We start from the raw sequence: 22,455 nt of genomic DNA, 5'->3' as shown, positions 1-22,455 counted from the left end.
CACTGGGCCTGACACAGGTTGCAGCACAAAATTTTCCGCAATGGCACAATTGCCAACGCAACGCCCTCCTCCACACAGGATTTCCCATGCTGCAGTTGAAAACCGACGCCCTGATGGCTACCCCGTGCGACGAAGAAGAAGACAACATGGCCATGCTTTGCTGCCACGGCAAGAACGGCGAAATGTTCATGTTGAGCCGCTACCCGGATGAAGAGGAAGTGGAACTGACCTGGGATTACGAGCCATCGACGCTGGATGGGCTGAAGATCACCTTGAGTGCCACGAGGTTGCTGGTCGAACTTGCAGCGGGTGATGCCGATGCATTGGGTGGCAAGGATCATCTGGAGATCACCCACGCCACGGCCGCATCCGACCTGGCTGACGTGGAGGAAACCTTGCAGAAAATCCTCGCAGGCACTGGCACTTTCATCCGGATTTGAGCTGCACCCTAGTTCAAATGTGGGAGGGGGCTTGCCCCCGATAGCGGCAGGTCAGTTAATACATCTGTGCCTGACACACGGGCATCGGGGGCAAGCCCCCTCCCACATTGACCGTGTTCCCACACCAAAAGCCTACAAGTTTTTCTGAAAATACCCGTGACGCCGTTAGTCGCCACCCCCTTCGATGCATTAAAGTAAGCCTCCCAAGCCTGGCGTTCGCGCTCGACCACCAGGCTCATCTTTCCAGGAACCGTCATCGATGGAACATCGTGAAGCGCTGCTTGCGCTGCGAACCTTTCTTTCTACGCAGATTCTCGGCCAGGAAAAACTCATCGATCGCCTGTTGATCGCCCTGCTCGCCGACGGCCACATGCTGGTAGAGGGTGCACCGGGCCTGGCCAAGACCAAGGCGATCAAGGAGCTGGCAGAGGGCATTGAAGCGCAGTTCCATCGTATCCAGTTCACCCCTGACCTGTTGCCCGCCGACATCACCGGCACCGAGATCTATCGTCCGGAAACCGGCAGCTTCGTGTTCCAGCAAGGGCCGATTTTCCACAACCTGGTATTGGCCGACGAAATCAACCGGGCCCCGGCCAAGGTTCAGTCGGCGTTGCTCGAAGCCATGGCCGAGCGCCAGGTCAGTGTGGGTCGCAGCACGTACGAACTGTCACCGTTGTTTCTGGTCATGGCCACGCAAAACCCCATCGAACAGGAAGGCACCTACCCGCTGCCCGAAGCCCAGCTCGACCGTTTCCTGATGCACGTCAAGATCGGCTTCCCCGACGCGGCCGTGGAGCGGCGCATTCTGCAACAGGCCCGCGGCGAAGCCCTTAATGGCGAAACCAAGCCCGAACGCCGCGTCAGCCAGCAGGCGATCTTCGCCGCGCGCAAGGAAATCCTCGGTTTGTACATGGCCGACGCGGTGGAGGAATACCTGGTGCAATTGGTCATGGCCACCCGCACCCCAGCCAAGTTCGACCCGGAAATGGCCGAGTGGATCGCCTATGGCGCAAGCCCCCGGGGCTCTATCGCCCTGGACCGCTGTGCCCGTGCCCATGCCTGGCTGGCCGGCCGCGACTTCGTGAGCCCGGAGGACATCCAGGCGGTGCTGTTCGATGTGCTGCGCCACCGCATCATTCTTTCGTTCGAGGCCGAAGCGGCGGGTATTGACCAGGACCGCGTGGTGCAACGCATTCTCGACGTCGTTGCCGTCGCTTGAAATCGATGAACGCCAGCGCAGGTATTCGCGTAACACTCAGTGAATTGATTGAGATGCGCCACTGCGTGCGCGAAGTGCAGCTGTTTTCGACACCGAGCCAGCGCAGCCCGCTGATCGGCCTGCACCACTCCAAACTGCGCGGGCGCGGTGTCGACTTCGACCAGGTGCGTGTGTACCAGGCCGGCGACGACGTGCGAACCATCGACTGGCGTGTGACAGCGCGCACCCAGGAGCCGCACACCAAGCTGTTCCACGAAGAGCGCGAACGCCCGATTTTCATCATGGTCGAGCAAAGCTGCCGGCTGTTCTTCGGTTCGGGGCAGATGTTCAAATCGGTGTTGGCGGCGCAGGCGGCCAGCCTGATCGGCTGGGCGGCACTGGGGCATAACGACCGGGTGGGTGGGCTGGTATTCGGCGACAGCGAGCACTACGAAATCAAACCCCGACGCAGCAAACAAAGCCTGTTGCAGTTGCTTAACCGCCTGGTGCGGGTCAACCAGAGCCTGAACACCGAGAGTCGCCCGGAAGCCGACGCCCTCGGCATGGCCCTGCGCCGTGGCCGCGAGGTCTTGCGCCCGGGCAGCCTGGGGATTGTGATCTGCGACGAGCGCGCGCTCACCGAGGGCGCCGAGCAACAGCTGAGTCTTTTGTCGCGCCATTGCGACCTGCTGCTGTTGCCGATCTCCGACCCCTTGGACCACGCCCTGCCCGCCGCCGGGCTGCTGCGCTTTGCCGAACGGGGCGCACAACTGGAACTGGACACGCTGAACTTCGATCTGCGCCAAGCCTACAAGGCCCAGGCCGAAGCCCGAATCGCCCGCTGGGAATTGCTCGCGCAGAAGCTGCGCGTACTCTTGATGCCGCTGAGCACGCAGAGTGAAATGGTCGAGCAACTGCGTGAATACCTCAACCCGCAACGCCCGGTTAAAAAACAATGAGCCGCCTGGACCAACTGCAACCGCTGATCGCCCCGCCGACCATTGGTTTCTGGCCGCCGGCGCCAGGCTGGTGGCTGTTGTTGCTGGTGCTTGCGCTGCTCGGTTGGGGCCTGTGGTCCCTGCGCCGCTTCCTGCCGGTGCGTCGTGCCGTGGTTCGCGCCGAACAACCACTGGACCCGCTGCGGATTGCCGCCCTGGCGGAACTGGCGCTGATGCCCAAACCCTACGACGGCGCCCCTGCCGGCGCCTGGTTGCAGCAACTCAACGGTTTGCTCAAGCGCCTGTGCCGCAATGATTACCCGTACAGCCAGAGTCATACCCTCAACGGTCGCAAATGGCTGGCGTTCCTCGACAACCGCTGCCCTGCCGCTGGCCTCACGCGCTGGATGGTGCTGGTGGAAGGCGCCTACAAACCCGAATGCAAACTCGATGACAAAGCCATCGCCGGCTTGACCCAAGCCGTCGACACCTGGATTCGCAAACATGTTTGAGTTCGCCTGGCCCTGGATCTTCGCCCTGCTGCCGTTGCCATGGCTGATGCGCATCGTTCTGCCGGTGGCTGACAGCGGTGAGCCGGCGTTGAAAGTCAGCTACCTCGGCGACCTCGAAGGGTTGGCTGGACGCCGTGCCCGGGTGAACCTGCCCGGCTGGCGCCAGCAGGCGCCGTTCGTGGTGCTGTGGCTGCTGCTGTTGACCGCCGCCGCACGCCCGGAATGGCTGGGCGAACCCTTGCCGATTGCCGCCAGCGGCCGCGACTTGCTGGTGGCGGTGGACGTGTCCGGCTCCATGGACTTCCCCGACATGCACTGGCAGGACGACGACGTCAGTCGCTTGTCCTTGGTCAAGCACCTGCTGGGAGACTTTCTTGAAGGCCGTGAAGGTGACCGCGTGGGCCTGATCCTGTTCGGCAGCCAGGCCTACCTGCAAGCGCCCCTGACCTTTGATCGGCGCACGGTGCGCACCTGGCTGGATGAAGCACGCATCGGCATTGCGGGCAAGAACACTGCCATCGGCGATGCCATCGGCCTGGCCTTGAAACGCCTGCGCCAACGCCCGGCGCAAAGCCGCGTGCTGATCCTGGTCACTGACGGCGCCAACAATGCCGGGCAGATCGACCCGCTGACGGCCGCGCGCCTGGCGGCCGAAGAAGGCGTGAAAATCTACCCGATCGGCATCGGCGCCGACCCCGAGCAAACCGGCTCCCTGGGCATCCTGGGCGTCAACCCGAGCCTGGACCTTGACGAACCGGCGCTCAAGGCGATTGCCGAGGCCACGGGCGGCCAGTACTTCCGCGCCCGGGATGGCAACGAACTGCAAAAGATCAAGCAGACCCTCGACAAGCTCGAGCCCGTCGAACAACAACCGACTCAGGCCCGCCCGGCCCTGGCGCTGTACAGCGGCCCGCTGGCCCTGGCGCTGGTCTTGAGCCTGCTGCTGGTGGTCCAGGAACGCTGGCCGAACAACGCCTTGCAGCGGCTGTTCAACAAATTGTCGAGCAAGGGGATTTTTCTGCAGCAACACCCTGAATGGCGTCAACGCCTCAAACGCCTGCGCCTGCGGAGGCGTCGATGATCGCCCTGTGGCCGCACTGGTTCCGCCCCTGGTGGCTGTTGCTGCTGCCGCTGCTCGGCTGGCTGCTGTGGCAGTTGTGGCACCGACAAAAGCGCGCCGGGCGCTGGCAGATGATCCTGCCACCGGCCTTCCATGCTGTATTGCTCAGCGGTGGCAACGGCCGCGAGAGCAAATCCCCGTGGGTGGTGCTGGGCATCGCCTGGCTGCTGGCCGTGCTGGCGTTGCTCGGCCCCAGCTGGCAACGGGTTGAGCAGTCCAGCCAGAAACCTGCCGACCCGCTGGTGGTGTTGCTGGAGCTGACCCCGGAGATGCTCGCCACCGACACCCCGCCCAACCGCTTGGAGCAGGCGCGACGCAAGCTGTATGACTTGCTGCAAGCCCGCGCCAACGCGCAAACGGCCATCGTCGTGTATGCCGGCAGCGCCCATACGCTGGTGCCACTGTCCGATGACCTGGCCACCAGCCGCAACTTGCTGGAAGCCTTGCGCCCCTCAATCATGCCCGCGCCCGGCCATCGCGCCGACTTGGCGGTGAAAAAAGCCCTGGACCTGCTCAAGCAAGGCGGCCTCGGCCAGGGCCGCCTGCTGCTGGTCGGTTCGTCTTTATCGAAGCAGGAGCGCCAAGGCATCCGACTGCAGCTGGAAGGTGCCCAGGCACCGTCCTTGTCGATCCTCGGCATCGGCAGTCGTGAAGGCACACCGGTCACCCAGGAAAACGGCGAGTTCCTCAAGGACGACCAGGGCGCGATCTTGGTGCCGCGCCTGGACAGCCCAACCCTCAAGGCATTCGCCAGTGAAATGGGCGGCCACTACCGCGCCGCGCGCCTGGACGACAAAGACCTGCGCCAACTCGGCCTGCTCGACAGCGCGCAGAACCTGCGCAACGACGGCCAACTGCTGCACCTCGACACCTGGGCCGACCAGGGTTACTGGCTGCTCCTGCCGCTGCTGCTGTTGGCGGCGTGTGCCGGCCGTCGCGGCTGGCTGTTTTGCCTACCCCTGCTGCTGATGTGCGCACCGCAGCCCAGTTATGCCTTTGAACTCCAGGACTTGTGGCTGCGCCCGGACCAGCAAGGCCAGTACCTGCTTAAACAGAAGCGCCCGGCTGAAGCCGCCGAGCGCTTCCAAGACCCCCAATGGCAAGGCGTGGCACTGTATGAGGCCGGCAATTACGCCGAGGCCGTCAAGCGTTTTGCCCAGGGCAGTGACGCCTATTCCCACTACAATCGTGGCAACGCCCTGGCCAAGGCCGGCGAACTGGAGGCCGCGATCGACGCCTACGAACAAGCGCTTGAAGCCCAGCCCGACTTGCAACCGGCCCTGAAAAACAAAGCTCTGGTCGAAAGCCTGATTCAAGAGCAAGCGCAACCCGAGCCGGCCAAGCCGGCAAAAAACGAAGATGACGAAACCACCCAACCCGGCCAAACTGCGCAGCCGGGCGCCAGCGCACAAAGTACCCAGCCTGGCGAGCAATCACCCCAGGGCCAGGAAACAGGTGAAGCCGGTGCCCACGACACCCAGGCCGGCACCCCGCCGCAGGCTGGCGGTAACGAAGTGCCAGGCAGCGAGCTGGGCGATGAGCAGACCACCACGCCGCCCCTGCGCCCTGCCGATACCCGCCTTGAAGGCGAGCATCGCCAAGCTCTGGAGCAATGGTTGCAGCAGATCCCGGACAACCCCGGGGAGCTGTTACGCCGCAAATTCTGGTACGAACAGCAACAATATCAGGACAAGACTCGATGAGCCGCCGCACCCCCCTTTTGCTCCTGCTCGCGTTATCGGCAGGTCACGCCCAGGCGGCAAACCTGGCCGCCAGCGTCGACCGCAGCCGCCTTAATTCCGGGGAAACGGTGGAGCTGACGGTGGAATCCAGCGACGTGACCCAGTTCGGCAAGCCGGACCTGTCGCCCCTGGATGCGCAGTTCGAAGTCAGCGGCACCCGCCAGATCAACCAGCTCACCACCCTGGGCGGCGATAACCATGCCACCACCCGCTGGATCATCACGCTGCTGCCCAAGGAAAACGGCACCGTGGTCATCCCACCGCTGCAAGTGGGCGAGCTCAGGACCCAGCCGATCACCCTGCAAGTGGTGGAGACCGCCAGCCAGAACACCAGCGCCGAACTGGCGTCGGTGTTTGTCGAAGCCGACCTCGACCAGAACAGCGTGTATGTCCAGGCGCAGGCCCTGTTGACGGTGCGCGTCTACCATTCGGTGTCACTGTATGACGACAGCAGCCTGACACCGTTGCAGATTCCCGACGCCCGCATTGAGCAGTTAGGTGAATCGCGTACCTATGAAAAAGTCATCAACAGCATTCGCCACGGCGTGATCGAAACCCGCTATGCGATCTACCCGCAGCACAGCGGTGCCCTGGTGATTCCGGCACAGACCTTCAGCGCCACCTTGGTCGAATCGCGCCCGCCCCAGGAAAACACGTTGCAAGGCACCAAGCCGGGCAAGCTGATCCACGCCAGTTCGGCGCCCCTGCCGCTGACGGTGAAACCCAAGCCTGAGCTCTACCCCGCCGACGCCCCATGGTTGCCGGCGCGCAGCCTGACCCTGAGTGAAGGCTGGAACCCCACGCCGGACCACGTGCAGGTCGGCGACTCCCTGACCCGCAGCCTCATCGTCAAGGCCGAGGGCCTGTCCAGCGCACAATTACCGGCACTGCCCGGCACCGACGTCAACGGCCTGCGACGCTACCCGGACCAACCGGTACTGGCTAACCAGAACAACGACCGCGGCCTGATCGGCAGCCGCGAAGAACGTGAAGCCCTGGTGCCTACCCGCGCCGGGGCCCTGGAACTGCCGCCGGTGGAAGTGGTGTGGTGGAACACCCACGAAGATCACCTCGAACGCACCAGCCTGCCGCCACGTACCCTGCAAGTCGCGGTCAACCCCAGCCTGGCTGTGGACACTCCCGCCACGCCGACGGTGATTACCGCGCCGGACGATGACAGCCTGTGGCTGTGGCAACTCAGCACCCTGGTGCTTGCCTGCACCACGTTGCTGGGCTTGGGCCTATGGTGGCGTGCACGCCGCCAACCGGCCGTGCAGCGCGCCGCACAAACCGGCCCGAGCCCACGCACCCTGCTCGATGACCTCAAGCGCGCCACCCAGGCCAACGACCCCCAGGCCACCCGCCAGGCCCTCGACGCCTGGGCCCGCCAGCAACCGGAAACCCTGGCCGATATGGCGGCGCGGTTTGTGCCGTTGTCGGACGCGCTGGATGGTCTCAACGGCGCCCTGTACAGCGAGAGCGGCCAATATTGGCTGGGTGAAGACCTGTGGCGCGCAATCAAAGCCATCCCCGTGGCCGAGCGTGAACAAGGCCCGGCGACCGACACCACCAGCTTGCCGCCGTTGTACCCTAAATAAACCTCGATCTACCTGACACCCCGACATCCATGTGTGAGGGGACTTGCCCCAATGCCGGTCAGTTAAGCGCTAGAACGAGCAACCGGTAACCTGTGGCGAGCGGGCTTGTCAAATCGTCGCACCCACACACATTGGTTCTGTGGTCACCCGCAGGCACGGTGTCCGCGTTTGCAGGTAAACTCCCCTCCTTTTCATCTTCTTCACGGAGTTCGCCTTGCGTCTGTTTCATACCTCCGACTGGCACCTTGGGCAAAACCTGCATGGCCAGGAACGCGACTTCGAACACGCCTGTTTCCTTGAGTGGCTGCTGGGCCAGTTGAAAGCACAGCGCCCGGATGTGCTGCTGATCGCCGGCGATATCTTCGACACGGTCAACCCGCCGCTCAAGGCCCAGGAGCGTCTGTATGACTTCATCATCAGCGCCCACGAACAGAACCCGCACCTCACGATAGTGATGATTGCCGGCAACCACGACTCCGGTTCCCGTATCGAATTGCCCGCGCCGTTGATGCGCCGCTTGCGGACTCACGCCCTGGGTCGGGTGTTGTGGCTGGACGACGGCCAGTTGGACGCCGAACGCCTGCTGATCCCATTGCCGGATGCCAAAGGCAAGATCGCCGGCTGGTGCCTGGCACTGCCCTTCCTGCGCCCGGCGGAAGTCACCGGTGCGCACCTGGGTGACGACTATTTGCGCGGTATCGGTCAGGTACATGAGTGGTTGATCGCCGCCGCCAACGGCAAACGCAAAAAAGGCCAGGCGCTGATAGCCATCAGCCACGCGCATATGGCTGGCGGTTCGGTATCAGAAGACTCCGAGCGCAGCTTGATCATCGGCAATGCCGAGGCGCTGCCGGCCACACTGTTCGATAGAAGTGTCGCCTATGTCGCCCTTGGCCATTTGCACAAGCCGCAAAAGGTGAATGGCGAAGAACGCATTCGCTACAGCGGTTCGCCTATTCCACTGTCGTTTTCCGAAATCGGCTACAAGCACCAGGTTCTGGACGTAACGTTCCAGGGCGAAAGACTGGTCAGCGTCGAACCGCTCCTGATTCCACGCTCAGTCGACCTGCAACGCCTGGAGGCCGCGCCCCTGGCCGATATCCTCAAGGCATTGGCCGACTTGCCCGACATTGACCTGCTGGCCGAAACCCAGCGCCACCCCTGGCTGGAAGTGCGCGTACGCCTCGACGAGCCGCAACCGGACCTGCGCCAGCAGATCGAAACCGCCCTGCAAGGCAAAGCCGTGCGCCTGGTGCGTATCGCCGCCGAATATGCCGGCACGCGCGGCAGTGCAGAGGCGGACGATGCGCAACTGATCGAACTCGACCAGCTCACGCCCCAGGAGTTGTTCAGCCGCGCCTGGCAGGACAGCTACGGCAGCGAAGTGGATGAACAGACCTTGAAGGACTTCGCCGTGCTGCTCCAGGAAGTGCAACAGGAGGGCGAACAGCCATGAAGATTCTCGCCATCCGCTTGAAAAACCTCGCCTCCCTGGCGGGCCCGTTCGAAATCGACTTTACCGCCGAGCCCCTGGCCAGTGCGGGTCTGTTCGCCATCACCGGGCCCACCGGCGCGGGTAAAAGTACCCTGCTCGATGCGTTATGCCTGGCGCTGTTTGGCGCGGTGCCGCGCCTGGGGGATACCGGCCAGGCCAAAATGCCGGATGCCGATACGGATATTTCCATCGGCGACCCGCGCACCCTGATTCGACGCGGCACCGGTGGCGGCTATGCCGAGGTGGATTTTGTCGGTGTCAATGGCCGCCGCTACCGTGCACGCTGGGAAGCCAACCGCGCCCGCGACAAGGCCAGCGGCAAGTTGCAGAACAGCCGCCAGAGCCTGATTGATCTGGACAGCGACCAGTTGCTCGCCAGCCAGAAAACCGAATACAAAACCCAGCTGGAACTGGCCCTGGGCCTGAACTTCGAGCAGTTCACCCGCGCGGTGCTGCTGGCGCAAAGTGAGTTCAGCGCCTTCCTCAAGGCCAACGACAATGAGCGCAGCGAACTGCTGGAAAAGCTCACCGATACCGCGCTATACACCCAACTTGGCCGTCGCGCGTTCGATAAAGCCAAAGAGGCCAAGGACGCCCACAAACAGCTGCAAGACCAAGCCACGGGCGTGGTGCCCCTGGCCCCTGAAGCCCGTACCGAACTGGATCAACAGTTGGCCGAGGCCCAGCAACAGCTCAAGACCCAGCAAGCCCAGCTCAAACAGCTGGAGTTGCAGCACACCTGGCTTAAAGAGTTGCGTGAGTGGCAGGAGCGCCAGCTCAGCGCCGTCGAGCAGTTGCAGCAAGCCCAGCAGCAATGGGACGGCCAAGGCCCGCAACGCCAGGACCTGAATCGCCTAGAGCAACTGGCACCGCAACGCCATCACTTTGTGCGCCAGGCGCAACTGGGCACCTTGCTGACGCCTTTGGCCACGCAGATTCAGCAACATACCCAAGAGCAAGCGGCGCTGCATACCCGCCAGGAACAGGCGCAACACCAGCAAGCGGCCGCACACGCAACACTGACCGACGCCCTGAAAAACCAGGCCGACGCGGTTCCCCTGTTGCGCCAGGCGTTCGAAGAACAGAACACCCTTGCCCACTTGACCCAAGAGCTGGCCGCGCGCACTGCCGAGCAGCAGCAACACGAAACCGCCTGCACCGAAGGCCAAGCCCTGCTCATGGGCTTGCAGGAGAAACAGGCCCAGGTCGGCGAGCGCCTGCAACGCCTGGCCACCGAGCTTGAGCGCAGCGCCGCCCTTGCACCGCTGAGCGAGGCCTGGAGCGCCTACCGCGACCGCCTGCAACAGCTGATGTTGATCGGCAATCGCCTCAACCAGGGCCAGGCCGAGCTGCCGCAGCTCGAACTGCGCGCCAGCGCCGCCGCCGAGCAGTTCACCCAACAGCGCGACGCCTTGGACCTGCTGTATCAGGAGGCCGGCGCCGAACCTCACGCCGTGGCCGAGCAGATCCAATTGCTGGCCAGCCTGCTGCAAGACAATCGCAAGCAACAGCGAGCCTTCGAAGACCTCGCACGGTTGTGGGACAGCCAGCAGCAGCTGGATCAACAGGCCAGTGCGCTGGTGCACAAACTCGCCGACGCCCAGCAGCAACGCGAGCGCCTGAACCAGACCGGGCTGCAAACCAAAGCCGAGCTGACAGTGGCGGAGCAAACCCTGACGGTGACCAAGCAACTGCTGGAGCGCCAACGCCTGGCCCGCAGTGCCAGCGTCGAAGAGTTGCGCGAGCAGTTGCAGGATGACCAGCCCTGCCCGGTCTGCGGTAGCCACGAGCACCCGTATCACCAACCCGAAGCCCTGTTGCAGAGCCTCGGTCGCCACGATGAAAACGAAGAGGCCACGGCGCAGAAAGCCGTCGATACCCTCAAGGAAAAACTCACTGAGCTGCGTGGTGAGGTCGGCGGCCTGATTGCCCAGCAAAAGGAGTTCCTGCAACAGCAAGAGCAGTTGGCCATTCAACAACAGGGCCTGGCCCCCAGCCTGGAGGCGCATCCTCTGTCCACGTCGCTGTTCAACCAGGACGCGGCCAAGCGTAGCGCCTGGCTGGCCCAGCAACTCCATCAGTTGACGCAAAGCATCACCCAGGACGAACAACGCCAAAGTGCCCTGCTCAACCTGCAACAGAACGCCGGGTGCCTGCAGCAGCAACTGCAAGCCGCCCAGGACGCGAGCCAGCAAGCCCGTCAGTTGCTACTGGACCAGCAGCGCGAACTGTCCAGCGACCGCGAACGTCTCGACCAGGAACTGCACGCCTTTGCCAGCCTGTTGCCCGCCGACACCCTCGAAGGTTTACGCAAGGAACCAGCCGCGACCTTTATGCAACTGGACCAGCACGTCAGCCAACGCCTGGAGCAATTGGGCCACCAACGCGATGAGCTGGCGGAGCAACAAGAGCGCCAACAGGCCATCGAGAAAGAGCACACCCATCAGCAGCATCGCCAGCAACAACTTGATGCCTTGCGCCAGCAGGTCAGCGGGTTGGCGGCACGGCAACAGGCCGCTCACGAAAAGCTCGGCACCCTGCTTGGCGCGCACAGCCGTGTCGAACAGTGGCAACAGCAACTGGACGACGCTGTGGCCCAGGCACGCCAAGGTGAGGCCGACGCCAACCAACTGCTGCAAGACATCCGCAATGCCCTGATCCAACTGGCCGCCGATCTCAAGGCCCAGCAGGAACGCCAGCAGGCACTGGCCGCCGAACAGCAGGCCCTCGGCGAGCGCCTGGGCGAATGGCGTGCCCTGCACCCAGAATTGGACGACGAAGGGCTCGCACGCTTGCTGGCCTTTGATGACAGCCACGTCAACGAACTGCGCCAGCAATTGCAACACAGCGAAAAAGCCGTGGAGCAAGCCAAGGTGTTGTTGCAGGAGCGCGAACAACGCCTGGCCGAGCACCAGGCCCTGCACAACGGCAATCTGCACGCCGAACAACTGGACAGCACCCTGGCCGCGCTGAATCAGCAATTGGCCGAGGGTGAGAAACACTGCGCCGAACTGCGCGCGCGCCAGTCCGAAGACCAACGCCGCCAGCATGCCAACCAGGCCCTGGCCGAGCAAATCGCCAAAGCCTATGAGCAATGGCAGCGCTGGGCACGCCTGAATGCGCTGATCGGTTCGGCCACCGGCGACACCTTCCGCAAGATCGCCCAGGCCTACAACCTCGACCTGCTGGTGCACCATGCCAACGTACAGCTGCGCCAACTGGTGCGCCGCTACCGTCTTAAACGCGGCGGCAGCATGCTCGGCCTGCTGGTGATGGACACGGAAATGGGTGACGAACTGCGCTCGGTACACTCGCTGTCAGGCGGTGAAACCTTCCTGGTGTCCCTGGCGCTCGCACTGGGCCTGGCTTCGATGGCCTCCAGCACCTTGAAGATCGAGTCGCTGTTTATCGACGAAGGCTTTGGCAGCCTCGACCCCGAGTCGCTGCAATTGGCCATGGATGCTCTGGACGGCTTGCAGGCCCAGGGCCGCAAGGTGGCGGTGATCTCCCACGTGCAGGAAATGCACGAGCGCATCCCGGTGCAAATCCAGGTTAAACGCCAAGGCAATGGCCTGAGCACCCTGGAGGTCAAGTGAGCGAGGCGCTGCTGTATTCGTTTCGTCGCTGCCCTTATGCGATGCGGGCGCGCCTGGCCTTGCGCTATTCAGGTGTCCCGGTGCGCATCATCGAGGTGAGCCTCAAGGCCAAGCCCGCCGAGATGCTGGCACTGTCGCCCAAGGGCACGGTGCCGGTGTTGAGCGTCGAGGGGCGAGTGATCGAGGAAAGCCTGGAGATCATGCAGTGGGCATTGGCGCAGCACGATCCCGAGGATTGGTTACTTCAGGGTGACCCAGCGGTGCTGGCGCTGATTGCCGAGAATGACCAAGGGTTCAAGTATCACTTGAATCGATACAAGTACGCCGAGCGTTACCCCGAGCAGCCAATGGAACATTATCGCGCCGAGGGCGAGGTGTTCTTGCAAAAGCTTGAAGGGTTACTGGCAGGACGGGACTGCTTGCTGGCCGAACATGTGAGCCTGGCCGATGTGGCACTGGCGCCGTTTGTGCGCCAGTTTGCCCATGTGGATCGAGCGTGGTTTGCGGGGACGCCCTATCGGCGCTTGCAGGCTTGGTTGCAGCGGTTTCTGGAGTCGCCGCTGTTTGTCGAAGTAATGGCAAAGACCTGAGCCCTCCTCGATTAAATGTGGGGGGCTTGCTCCCGATTGCAGTGGGTCAGCTAAGAACAAGCTGGCTTCACCACCGCTATCGGGAGCAAGCCCCCTCCCACATTTGCTTTGCGGTGTGCCTGTCAGACCACCATCGACAGCAGCATGATGAAGTACTGCTTGACCGGCCCCCCCCCCGCATCAGATGGGCGAGTACCAAAAACCGGCGCCTGACTCGGTCAATATGTGGGAGGGGGCTTGCTCCCGATAGCGGTGGTGCAGTTGCAGGTGTGTTGACTGAGGCACTGAAATCGGGAGTAAGCCCCCTCCCACACTTATGCCTTCACCACCTGTAGCTCAGTGCTGCGCTTTGTGATCCAGTGCGGCGTAGAAGTTGGCGCTTTGCTGCAGGTACTTCTGGGTGTAAGCGGTGGTGCTGGATTTTTTACCGGTGAGTTCCACACTGGCGGCCGCTGGCAAGGCAACAGTCGCGGAAACAGCGGAAGCGGCGATGATCGAGAAGAGATTGAAGTTCATGGCGGTGACCCTTGTGTTCGTTTGGTTGGGTGGCCCGGGAGGACCTTGGAACCCAACTTACGCCCGAGGGCTGAGCCTTAAAAATGCTTTGAAACAGTAGCCGCTATTAATGGAATTAATAGCAAGGGTCAGGCCCCGCGTTGCGGGGCCTGTGGCTTATTGACGCACCAGGAACTTGAGGTCGCTGGGGGCGTCGATCGGCAATTTCTGCACGGTTTTACCCAGCAGGCCGGTCTTGGGGTCGCGTTCAACCACCACGATTTCATTACTTTTCTGGTTGGCGATCAGCAGGAACTTGCCGCTCGGGTCCAGGCTGAACTCACGCGGGTGATCCCCTTCGACGGAGCGGCGCTGGACTTCCTTCAGGTGCGCGGTGGCCGGGTCGATGCTGAACACCAGCATCTGATTGGCCGTGCCACGGTTGCTGACATAGAGGAATTTGCCATCGCTGGAGGCATGCAACGCGGCGCCGGCTTTGTCGGACACCGGCTGGCCGGCCGCGAAGTCCACCAGTTGGGTCTGGCTGAGCTTGCCATCGTTGTAATCGAATACCGCGACCTGGGCGCTCATCTCGGTGGTCAACCAGGCATGCTTGCCATCTGCGCTGAACAATAAATGACGCGGGCCACTGCCCGGAGGCAACGGCAGCGAAGCCGGGTTGGCCGGGGTCAGCGGCAGTTCGTGGTTGGCCTTGGGGTCGTAGTGGTAGACAAACACCTTGTCTGCCCCCAGGTCCTGCACAAACACGTACTTGCCGTCCGGCGACGACACCACCGAATGCACATGGTTGGACGCCTGGCGCTCAGGGTTCACGCGGCTGGCCGGATGCCCGCTCAACTGCACCGGTGCCGACAGCTTGCCCGTGGTATCGACCGGCAGGACAGCCAGGCTGCCACCCGGGTCTTCCAGAACCGAATAGTTGGCAACGAACAGGTAGCGCCCATCGGCGGCCACGCTGGAATGGGTCGGCTCATTACCCAGGCTCTGCACCTGGTTGATCAGGGTGAGCTGGTGATTCTGCGGGTCGATGCTGTAGCTGCTGACGCGACCCACCGGGTCTTTCTGGCCCGGGCCGTTTTCATTGACCACAAACAGGTGCTTCTGGTCCTTGGAGATCGTCAGCCAGGAAGGGTTGGCTGTTTTGGCCGCCAACACGGGCTTGCCGCTGAACTGGCCGGTACGGCTGTCAAATTGCAGGCGGTAGATACCTTCGCTGGTGCCGGCGGTATAGCTGCCCACCAGCAGTTCATAGGTGTCGGCCGGTGCGGCTTGCACCGACATGGCACCGACACTGCCCGCCATCAGCAGGGGCCAGAATTTACGCATCATCATCGGCTTCATCCTCGTCGTTATTGTTGTCGCCCTTGATGGCGCTCAAGCAAACCAGGCGGTGTTCGCCGTCTTCGTTGCGAAGGAGCCAGCTTTGCAAGGTGTCATCAAAGGTCGCGGCATTCAGTTGTTCTGGGCTGAACGTCCAACGCTTGAGTTCCCGGCCGTCCATGCTTTGGATCAACAAGTGCTGATCAAAGGTGAACTCGAAGGCGTGCAGCCCGTTGATGATCAGCATGTCGCTGTCGGTCAGGGCGCTACTCAGGTTGGGGTGGGCGTCGGTCATGGTGTGAAGTCACTGCGGGGGAAAAGACACATGATAGGTCAAATCCCCCGCCGTGCCTCACGGCGATGGTCTAAATCACTCAGTGCGCGAACAACGAATTGCCCTTCTGCCCTGCCAGCTTCTCAGGTTTGATCAGGAACCGCGCCAGGGCCGGCAACAGCCACAGTGCACCGAACATGTTCCACAGCAGCATGAACGTCAGCATCAGGCCCATGTCGGCCTGGAACTTGATCGCCGAAAAGATCCAGGTGCAGACACCGATGGCCAGGCACAGGCCGGTGAACAGTACGGCTTTGCCGGTGGACTTGAGCGTCTGGTAGTACGCCTCTTGCAGCGGCAGACCGGCACGCAGGAAACTTTCCAGGCGGCTGTAGATGTAGATGCCGTAGTCCACGCCGATCCCCACCCCGAGCGCCACCACCGGCAAGGTCGCCACCTTGACGCCGATGCCCATGAACGCCATCAGCGCGTTGCCCAGCACCGAGGTCAACACCAGCGGTAGCACGATACACAGGGTGGCGGCCCAGGAGCGGAAGGTGATCATGCACATGGTGGCCACGCACAGGTACACCAGGATCAGGATGGTCAGTTCCGACGCCTTGATCACTTCGTTGGTGGCCGCCTCGATCCCGGCGTTACCGGCGGCGAGGATAAATTCCAGGCCGTCCTTGTTGTTGTCCTTGGCGAAGTCCTGCACCGCATGCACCGCGCGGTCGAGGGTTTCGGCCTTGTGATCGTTGAGGAACACCAGCACCGGCGCCAGGGAGCAATTGTTGTTGTACAAGCCATCGGCACGGGCGATGGAGTTATTCAGCACATCCGGGTTGCGCGACAGGGTTTCCCATTTCAGGTTGCCCTCGTTCATGCCCTTGATCATCTGCTTGGACACCGTCACCAATGAGATCGCCGACTGCACGCCCTCGGTGTTCTGCATTTTCCACATCAACTGGTCGATGGGCGCCATGGCTTCATAGCGCGAACAGCCTTCGGCCTTTGTCTTGACCATCACCACCAGCACGTCGGAGCTGGTGGAGTAGTTGCTGATGATGAAGTTGTTGTCCTTGTTATAGCGCGAGTCCGGGCGCAGCTCCGGTGCGCCTTGGTCCAGGTCGCCGATCTTCAGGTTCTGGCTGTACCAGAGGCCGCCACCAAAAGCGATCAAGGCCAGCAACACCGAAACCGGCGCCACTTTCGGGCTGGCGAACTTCGACAGCAGGCGCCAGAACGGATGTTCGCGGTGTGCGTCCTTCTTGCTCTTGGCGATGGCGCGCTGGCTGATGCCGACATAAGAAATGGCCACCGGCAGCAGGATCAGGTTGGTAAACACGATAACCGCGACGCCGATGGACGCACCGATAGCCAGTTCACGGATGACGCCAATGTCGATGATCAGCAGCGTGATAAAGCCCACCGCGTCGGCGAGGATCGCGATCATCCCGGGCAGAAACAGTTGCCGGAAGGTGCGCCGCGCCGCCGTCAGCGCGTTGTCGGCCTCACTGGATTGCAGGGCGATACCGTTGATCTTCTGCACGCCGTGGGAAATACCGATGGCGAAAATCAGGAACGGTACCAGCATCGAATACGGGTCGAGACCGAAGCCGAAAAAGTGCATCAGCCCGAGCTGCCAGATCACCGCCACCAGCGTCGTGCTCAGCACCGCCACGGTGCTGCGCAGGCAGTGGGTGAACCACAGCAGCAGAACCAGGGTGATGACGAACGCGATGCCGAAGAACATCACCACCATCACCAGACCGTCGATCAAATCGCCGACCTTCTTGGCGAAACCGACGATGTGGATCTTGACGTTGGGGTTCTGCGCTTCAAACTTGTCGCGGATCTTGTCTTCCAACTCATGGGAAAACTGGCGGTAGTCCAGGGCCAGCAACTTGCCCTGGTCTTGCGGGTCCGGGTAGGACTCCAGCAGCGGGATGTCGACAATGCTCGACTTGAAGTCGTTGGCCACCAGACGCCCGACCTGGCCGGACTTGAGCACGTTATTGCGCAATTGATCGAGGCTTTGCGGTGAGCCGTTATAGCTCTGCGGGATGACTTCACCGCCGGCAAACCCTTCTTCGGTCACTTCGGTCCAGCGCACGCTGGGGCTCCACAGCGACTTGAGGCCCGAGCGGTCGACGCCAGAGATGTAGAACACCTCGTCGTTGATCTGGCGCAGGGTCTCCATGTAGGCCGGAGTGAAGATGTCACCGTCCTTGGCTTCCACCGAAATGCGCACGGTGTTGCCCAGGTTGGCCAGGTCGTTGCGGTGCTCCATCATCTTTTCGATGAAGGGGTGCTTGAGCGGGATCATTTTTTCAAAGCTGGTGGACGGGCGAATCAACGTCGCCTGCCAGAACAGGAATACGCTCACCAACAGGCAGATGACGATGACCGCCGGGCGGTTGTTGAAGATCAGGCGCTCAAGAAGGGTCGCTTTATCGTTGTGATGACTGCTCATTCTTTCCCCGCCTTCTTATTGTTTTGTGGGTTCGGCGCCGGTCGGCGTGGCCACTCGAACACCGCCCTGCCCGACCAGAATCAAGTTGCCATTGCCCGCCGCCGTGACGGCCGAGAGTGAAATGCGGTCCGGGCGGTTGAACACACTGAAGGTCTGGCCATCGTCGTGGCTGACCACCACGCTGCCGCCATTACCGACCACCACCAGCGAGCCGTCCTCCAGCAACGTCGCTCCCGACAGGCCGAACTCCAGGGCGCCTCGCGTGGCGGTCAATTCGACGGGCTCCCAGGTGCTGCCGAAATCCGCGGAACGGTACAGGTTTCCACGCAGGCCATAGGCCAACAAGGTGCGCGGTTGCGCGGTGCCAATCACGCCGAACAGCGAGCCCTCGTAAGGGCCTTCGAGTTTTTCCCAGGTCTGGCCGTCGTCGCTGGAGCGAAACATGCTGCCCTGCTCGCCGACGATAAACAGGCCAGCATCCTTGATGTACGCGATGGCATTGAGGTGGAACTGGTCCTCGTTGTCGAGGCGCTCACTGACATCCTCCCAGGTCTTGCCGCCGTCGGTGGTTTCGATCAGCGCACCGTAGGCGCCCACGGCCAGGCCGTGGTGGGCGTCGTTGAACCACACGTCGAGTAGCGGGGCTTCGCGCTTGAGGTCCTGATATTGCTGGGTCCAGGTGGCGCCACCGTCGATGCTGGCGAGGATCTGCGCATCATGGCCGACCGCCCAGCCCTGCTTGTCATCGACAAAGAACACCGCCGTCAGCAGTTGCCGGGTAGGGACCTTGGCTTGGGCCCAGGTGTTGCCCTGGTCATCGGAATAGAGGATGTGCCCGCGATCACCGACCGCCACCAGGCGAGCGCCGGCGTGGACGACATCGATCATCAGGCCCTTGGCGGCCTTGGGAGATTCAATCGCAAATACCGGCTGTGTGCTGGTCTCGCCAGCGGCCAGCGCGGGCGTCAACAACACCCCCAGCAGCGAGAGCGCTGTGGCCAGCACCGCAACCCTGCGTGCGGCACGTGGGCGGCAAACGGCCCACCCCATGACAGGCTCACTCATAGACCTTTCTCCCCTTTATTATTGTTAGGTCGTCTCCGCTTCCAGGGCTTGAAACCTGCAATCTAGAGCGCCTGGGAAGCAGGGGCCATCCTATCGGGCTTTGGAATCGTCTGACAATCGACGCTACGTTATGTTTTGTTAACTGCTGGCTTTTGGCCGTGGCCTGAATATGCGTGCATTAACCAGGCTGATGAATGAATTTTTATTCCATCTATTGAATTCAAGGAATATTTATTCCATTAATAGCCTTCCTGAAAACAATAATCCAAAGGACCACGGCTATGCGTGAACTCGGAATCGGCTTGATCGGCACAGGCTTCATGGGCCGCGCCCACGCGCTGGCGTTCAACAACGCGCGGGCGGTGTTTGAACTGCCGGTACACCTCAAGCTGGTAGCCCTGGCCGACGCCGACACCGAACGCGCCCAGCGTTGCGCCACGGCCTGGGGGTTTGCCCAGGCCCATGGCGATTGGCAAACACTGGTCAACGACCCCAAGGTCGATGTCGTGGCCATCACCACGCCCAACCATCTGCACTACCCCATGGCCATGGCGGCAATTGCGGCGGGCAAAGCGGTGTATTGCGAAAAACCGCTGGCCGTCAGCCTGGAACAGGCCGACGCCATGCGCCGCGCCGCCAGTGCGGCCGGCGTGGTGACGCGCGTCGGCTACAACTACCAGCACAACCCGATGATCGTGTTGGCGCGGCAGATGATTGACCAGGGCGACCTCGGCGAGATCATCAGCTTCCAGGGTGAATTCAGCGAGGATTTCATGGCCGACCCGACCTCACCCTGGTCGTGGCGTTGTGAAGTCGAACACGCCGGTGGCGCCCTGGCCGACCTGGGCAGCCATCTGCTGTCGATGGCGCGCTATCTGGTCGGCGATGTGGTCAGCGTGTGCGCCGACACCCAGACTGTCCACGTCCAACGCCCTGCAACGGCCGGTAGCCCCACGGCAAAAGCCATCGCCGTGGATGACCAGGTGCATGCGCTGTTGCGGTTCGCCAACGGCGCACGCGGCACGGTCAGCAGCAGTTGGCTCAAGCATGGCTACAAAAACCACCTGAGTTTCGAGATCAGCGGGACGCAAGGCACGCTGGCGTTCGATCAGGAACGCTTGAATGAACTACGCCTGTGCCGGGTCGGCCACGACGGGTTCCAACGGCTGCTGGCCGGCCCTGCCCTGCCCGGCTATGCCGCGTTCAGCCCGGCTGCGGGGCATCAATTGGGCTACAACGAGTTGAAGACGTTGGAGGTACACGAGTTGATCATGGCACTCACCGGGCAAGGCGCAGATGGCACCGACTTTGAAGCAGCGTGGGCCGTTGAGCGGCTGGCGACGGCGATTCGCATGGCGGCTAAAGAAGAACGCTGGATCAAAGTGAACGAGGTCTGAAATGTGGGAAGGGGCTTGCTCCCGATGGCGGTGGTTCGGTTCATTTATCTGGTGATTGGTACACCGCTATCGGGAGCAAGCCCCCTCCCACATTTAGATCACCTACGCTTTCAAGTGAGCGCAAGGCGATGATGGCACCGACTTTGAAACGACGTGGGTTGTTGAGCGGCTGGGCTGGGGCAAAGTGAACGAGATCTGAAAAGTGGGAGGGGCTTGCTCCCATATTTAGATCACCTACGCTTTCAAGTGAGCGCAAGGCGTTGATGGCACTGACTTTGAAACGGCGTGGGTTGTTGAGCGGCTGGGCTGGGGCAAAGTGAACGAGATCTGAAAAGTGGGAGGGGGCTTGCTCCCGATGGCGGTGGTTCGGTTCATTCATCTGGTGACTGGTACACCGCTATCGGGAGCAAGCCCTCTCCCACATTTAGATCACTTGCGCTTTCAAGTTAGCGCAAGGCGCGGCGAAGTACTTTGCCGACGGTGGTCTTGGGCAGTTCTGTCGTGCGAAATTCCACATACCGGGGCACCTTGTAGCCGGTCAGGTACTCGCGGCAATGCGCAAGGATCTGTTCCTGAGTCAGGCTCGGGTCTTTGCGCACCACGATGATCTTGACCTTTTCCCCGGTCACCGCATCTTCCACGCCGATCGCCGCGACTTCTGCGACCCCCGGGTGCATCGCCACCACGTCCTCGATCTCGTTGGGGTACACGTTGAAGCCCGAGACCAGGATCATGTCTTTCTTGCGGTCCACCAGGCGGATATACCCGCGCTCGTCCATCACGCCGATATCCCCGGTAGACAGCCAACCCTCGGCGTCGAGCACCTCGGCGGTTTCCTTGGGGCGTTTCCAGTAGCCCTGCATCACTTGCGGGCCGCGTACCTGTAGTTCGCCCTGCTCGCCGATGTCGGCCAGTTCCCCGTCTTCGCGAACAAAACGGACCCAGGTCGACGGCAACGGCACGCCGATGCTGCCGGTGAATTCCATCTCGCGCATACGCGAAATATCGATAGGGCTGATGCTCACCACTGGCGAACATTCGGTCAGCCCGTAGCCTTCGATGATCGGCAGCCCGGTCACTTCTTTCCAGCGTTTGGCCACGGCCGTGTGGGTGGCCATGCCGCCGGCAATCACCATGCGCAGGTCGGAAAAGTCCCGCGCACAAAACGCCTTGTTCTCCAGCAAACCATTGAACAGCGTGTTCACCCCGGCAATCCCGTTGAAGCGCTCCTTGCGCAGGATCATCTGCACGCGCTTCACGTCCCGCGGGTTGGCGATCAGGATATTGCGCCCGCCCAGGCACATGAACATCAGGCAGTTCACCGTCAGGGAAAAGATGTGGTACAGCGGCAGCAAGGTCACGTTGGTTTCCTGCTTGTGCTGGTCCAACTGGTCACCGACCCAGGCCTTGGCTTGCAGCAGGTTGGCAATGATGTTGCGATGGCTGAGCATTACGCCCTTGGCATCACCGGTGGTGCCGCCGGTGTATTGCAGGAAGGCCAGTTCATCGCGGTGCAGGCTGACCGGTGAATGGTGCATGGCCCTGCCCTGTTTGAGCACCTGGTTGAAACGCAGCGAGCCGGGCAGCCTGAAGGCCGGCACCTGTTTCTGCACGCTGCGCAGGATGAAGTTCATTGCCGCGCCCTTGAAGGTGCCCAGCAAGTCACCGATCGCCGCGACCACCACACGCTTGACGCTGCTGCCGACCATGGCTTTTTCCAGGGTATGCGCGAAATTTTCGAAGATCACCACGGTTTCGGCACCACTGTCCTTGAGCAGATGCTTGAGCTCATGGGAGGTGTACAGCGGGTTGACGTTGACCACCACCGCCCCCGCCAGAATCGTGCCCAGCAGGCAGATCGGGTACTGCAAGCAGTTGGGCATCATCAGGGCCACGCGATCGCCTTTCTTCACGCCCTGGCCCTGCAACCAGGCGGCAAAGGCAATGCCCTGGGTGCGCCAGTCGGCATAGGTCATTTCGGTGCCGATGCTGACGTAGGCGACCCGCTCATGGAATTTTTCCAAGTGCTCCAGGAACACTTCGCGCAGCGACGGGTAATCCTCGATCCCGGCCTCAATGTCCGCCGGCACGCCGGGCAGGTAAGTGTTCAACCAAATGCGTTCGGTGTGTTCCAGGCTGATAGCGTTCATCGCAGTGTCCTTATTGTTGTTTTTGATA

At 62.0% G+C, this 22,455-nt stretch carries 17 protein-coding genes; 11 read left to right on the top strand and 6 right to left on the bottom strand.

Annotation, left to right across the window (positions count from 1 at the left end):
- Positions 1-86 precede the first annotated feature (86 nt).
- The 10 genes from M5B43_RS10485 to M5B43_RS10440 all read left to right on the top strand — a co-directional run bounded on the left by M5B43_RS10485 (position 87) and on the right by M5B43_RS10440 (position 13,229).
- Positions 87-440, top strand: a complete 354-nt coding sequence (locus M5B43_RS10485) for a hypothetical protein (protein WP_248750035.1) — start codon at positions 87-89, stop codon at positions 438-440.
- Positions 441-699: 259 nt separating this feature from the next.
- The gene (locus M5B43_RS10480; protein WP_017739127.1) at positions 700-1,659 is read left to right on the top strand and encodes a MoxR family ATPase; all 960 of its coding nucleotides are present in this window, start codon (positions 700-702) and stop codon (positions 1,657-1,659) included.
- 5 nt (positions 1,660-1,664) lie between these two features.
- Complete coding sequence (locus M5B43_RS10475) at positions 1,665-2,597, top strand: DUF58 domain-containing protein (protein WP_248750034.1); 933 nt, start codon at positions 1,665-1,667, stop codon at positions 2,595-2,597.
- Positions 2,594-3,088, top strand: a complete 495-nt coding sequence (locus tag M5B43_RS10470) for a DUF4381 domain-containing protein (RefSeq protein WP_248750033.1) — start codon at positions 2,594-2,596, stop codon at positions 3,086-3,088. Before M5B43_RS10475 ends, M5B43_RS10470 begins: the two co-directional genes overlap by 4 nt.
- Positions 3,081-4,169 carry a VWA domain-containing protein gene (locus M5B43_RS10465; RefSeq protein ID WP_248750032.1) on the top strand — a complete coding sequence of 363 codons (1,089 nt, stop codon included), beginning with the start codon at positions 3,081-3,083 and terminating at the stop codon, positions 4,167-4,169. The genes M5B43_RS10470 and M5B43_RS10465 overlap by 8 nt, the downstream gene beginning before the upstream one ends.
- Complete coding sequence (locus tag M5B43_RS10460) at positions 4,166-5,911, top strand: tetratricopeptide repeat protein (protein WP_248750031.1); 1,746 nt, start codon at positions 4,166-4,168, stop codon at positions 5,909-5,911. Before M5B43_RS10465 ends, M5B43_RS10460 begins: the two co-directional genes overlap by 4 nt.
- Positions 5,908-7,548, top strand: a complete 1,641-nt coding sequence (locus M5B43_RS10455; protein ID WP_248750030.1) for a BatD family protein — start codon at positions 5,908-5,910, stop codon at positions 7,546-7,548. Before M5B43_RS10460 ends, M5B43_RS10455 begins: the two co-directional genes overlap by 4 nt.
- Positions 7,549-7,762: 214 nt before the next feature.
- Positions 7,763-9,004 carry an exonuclease SbcCD subunit D C-terminal domain-containing protein gene (locus M5B43_RS10450; RefSeq protein ID WP_248750029.1) on the top strand — a complete coding sequence of 414 codons (1,242 nt, stop codon included), beginning with the start codon at positions 7,763-7,765 and terminating at the stop codon, positions 9,002-9,004.
- Positions 9,001-12,639, top strand: a complete 3,639-nt coding sequence (locus tag M5B43_RS10445) for an AAA family ATPase (protein WP_248750028.1) — start codon at positions 9,001-9,003, stop codon at positions 12,637-12,639. Before M5B43_RS10450 ends, M5B43_RS10445 begins: the two co-directional genes overlap by 4 nt.
- Complete coding sequence (locus M5B43_RS10440; protein ID WP_248750027.1) at positions 12,636-13,229, top strand: glutathione S-transferase; 594 nt, start codon at positions 12,636-12,638, stop codon at positions 13,227-13,229. Before M5B43_RS10445 ends, M5B43_RS10440 begins: the two co-directional genes overlap by 4 nt.
- 336 nt (positions 13,230-13,565) lie before the next feature.
- Here the strand turns inward: M5B43_RS10440 and M5B43_RS10435 are convergent, their stop codons facing one another.
- The 5 genes from M5B43_RS10435 to M5B43_RS10415 all read right to left on the bottom strand — a co-directional run bounded on the left by M5B43_RS10435 (position 13,566) and on the right by M5B43_RS10415 (position 18,880).
- Positions 13,566-13,745 carry a hypothetical protein gene (locus tag M5B43_RS10435; protein WP_248750026.1) on the bottom strand — a complete coding sequence of 60 codons (180 nt, stop codon included), beginning with the start codon at positions 13,743-13,745 and terminating at the stop codon, positions 13,566-13,568.
- Positions 13,746-13,901: 156 nt separating this feature from the next.
- The gene (locus M5B43_RS10430) at positions 13,902-15,077 is read right to left on the bottom strand and encodes a lactonase family protein (RefSeq protein ID WP_248750025.1); all 1,176 of its coding nucleotides are present in this window, start codon (positions 15,075-15,077) and stop codon (positions 13,902-13,904) included.
- Positions 15,064-15,360, bottom strand: a complete 297-nt coding sequence (locus M5B43_RS10425; protein WP_248750024.1) for a DUF5629 family protein — start codon at positions 15,358-15,360, stop codon at positions 15,064-15,066. The genes M5B43_RS10430 and M5B43_RS10425 overlap by 14 nt, the downstream gene beginning before the upstream one ends.
- Before the next feature lie 79 nt (positions 15,361-15,439).
- Positions 15,440-17,815 carry an RND family transporter gene (locus M5B43_RS10420; protein ID WP_248750023.1) on the bottom strand — a complete coding sequence of 792 codons (2,376 nt, stop codon included), beginning with the start codon at positions 17,813-17,815 and terminating at the stop codon, positions 15,440-15,442.
- Between the two features lie 15 nt (positions 17,816-17,830).
- Positions 17,831-18,880 (bottom strand): YCF48-related protein, encoded by a 1,050-nt coding sequence (locus tag M5B43_RS10415; RefSeq protein WP_248750022.1) that lies wholly within the window; start codon positions 18,878-18,880, stop codon positions 17,831-17,833.
- A gap of 281 nt (positions 18,881-19,161) precedes the next feature.
- Between M5B43_RS10415 and M5B43_RS10410 the strand changes: the two genes are divergently transcribed.
- Complete coding sequence (locus M5B43_RS10410) at positions 19,162-20,277, top strand: Gfo/Idh/MocA family oxidoreductase (RefSeq protein ID WP_248750021.1); 1,116 nt, start codon at positions 19,162-19,164, stop codon at positions 20,275-20,277.
- Positions 20,278-20,723: 446 nt separating this feature from the next.
- On the opposite strand, the gene M5B43_RS10405 is transcribed toward M5B43_RS10410, so the two are convergent.
- Positions 20,724-22,427, bottom strand: coding sequence for an AMP-binding protein (locus M5B43_RS10405; RefSeq protein ID WP_248750020.1), 1,704 nt, complete (start codon positions 22,425-22,427; stop codon positions 20,724-20,726).
- Between the last annotated feature and the right edge of the window lie 28 nt (positions 22,428-22,455).

The sequence above is a fragment of the Pseudomonas sp. MWU15-20650 genome, assembly GCF_023242475.1.
Lineage (GTDB): Bacteria > Pseudomonadota > Gammaproteobacteria > Pseudomonadales > Pseudomonadaceae > Aquipseudomonas.
The sequence above is the reverse complement of the archived record's forward strand: the minus strand, read 5'-3'. Positions and strand labels throughout refer to the sequence as shown.

Coding starts and splice junctions, on each gene's coding strand:
- M5B43_RS10485 (WP_248750035.1), top strand. CDS start 87: ATGCTGCAGTTGAAAACCGACGCCCTGATGGCTACCCCGTGCGACGAA.
- M5B43_RS10480 (WP_017739127.1), top strand. CDS start 700: ATGGAACATCGTGAAGCGCTGCTTGCGCTGCGAACCTTTCTTTCTACG.
- M5B43_RS10475 (WP_248750034.1), top strand. CDS start 1,665: ATGAACGCCAGCGCAGGTATTCGCGTAACACTCAGTGAATTGATTGAG.
- M5B43_RS10470 (WP_248750033.1), top strand. CDS start 2,594: ATGAGCCGCCTGGACCAACTGCAACCGCTGATCGCCCCGCCGACCATT.
- M5B43_RS10465 (WP_248750032.1), top strand. CDS start 3,081: ATGTTTGAGTTCGCCTGGCCCTGGATCTTCGCCCTGCTGCCGTTGCCA.
- M5B43_RS10460 (WP_248750031.1), top strand. CDS start 4,166: ATGATCGCCCTGTGGCCGCACTGGTTCCGCCCCTGGTGGCTGTTGCTG.
- M5B43_RS10455 (WP_248750030.1), top strand. CDS start 5,908: ATGAGCCGCCGCACCCCCCTTTTGCTCCTGCTCGCGTTATCGGCAGGT.
- M5B43_RS10445 (WP_248750028.1), top strand. CDS start 9,001: ATGAAGATTCTCGCCATCCGCTTGAAAAACCTCGCCTCCCTGGCGGGC.
- M5B43_RS10435 (WP_248750026.1), bottom strand. CDS start 13,745: ATGAACTTCAATCTCTTCTCGATCATCGCCGCTTCCGCTGTTTCCGCG.
- M5B43_RS10430 (WP_248750025.1), bottom strand. CDS start 15,077: ATGATGATGCGTAAATTCTGGCCCCTGCTGATGGCGGGCAGTGTCGGT.
- M5B43_RS10425 (WP_248750024.1), bottom strand. CDS start 15,360: ATGACCGACGCCCACCCCAACCTGAGTAGCGCCCTGACCGACAGCGAC.
- M5B43_RS10420 (WP_248750023.1), bottom strand. CDS start 17,815: ATGAGCAGTCATCACAACGATAAAGCGACCCTTCTTGAGCGCCTGATC.
- M5B43_RS10415 (WP_248750022.1), bottom strand. CDS start 18,880: ATGAGTGAGCCTGTCATGGGGTGGGCCGTTTGCCGCCCACGTGCCGCA.
- M5B43_RS10410 (WP_248750021.1), top strand. CDS start 19,162: ATGCGTGAACTCGGAATCGGCTTGATCGGCACAGGCTTCATGGGCCGC.
- M5B43_RS10405 (WP_248750020.1), bottom strand. CDS start 22,427: ATGAACGCTATCAGCCTGGAACACACCGAACGCATTTGGTTGAACACT.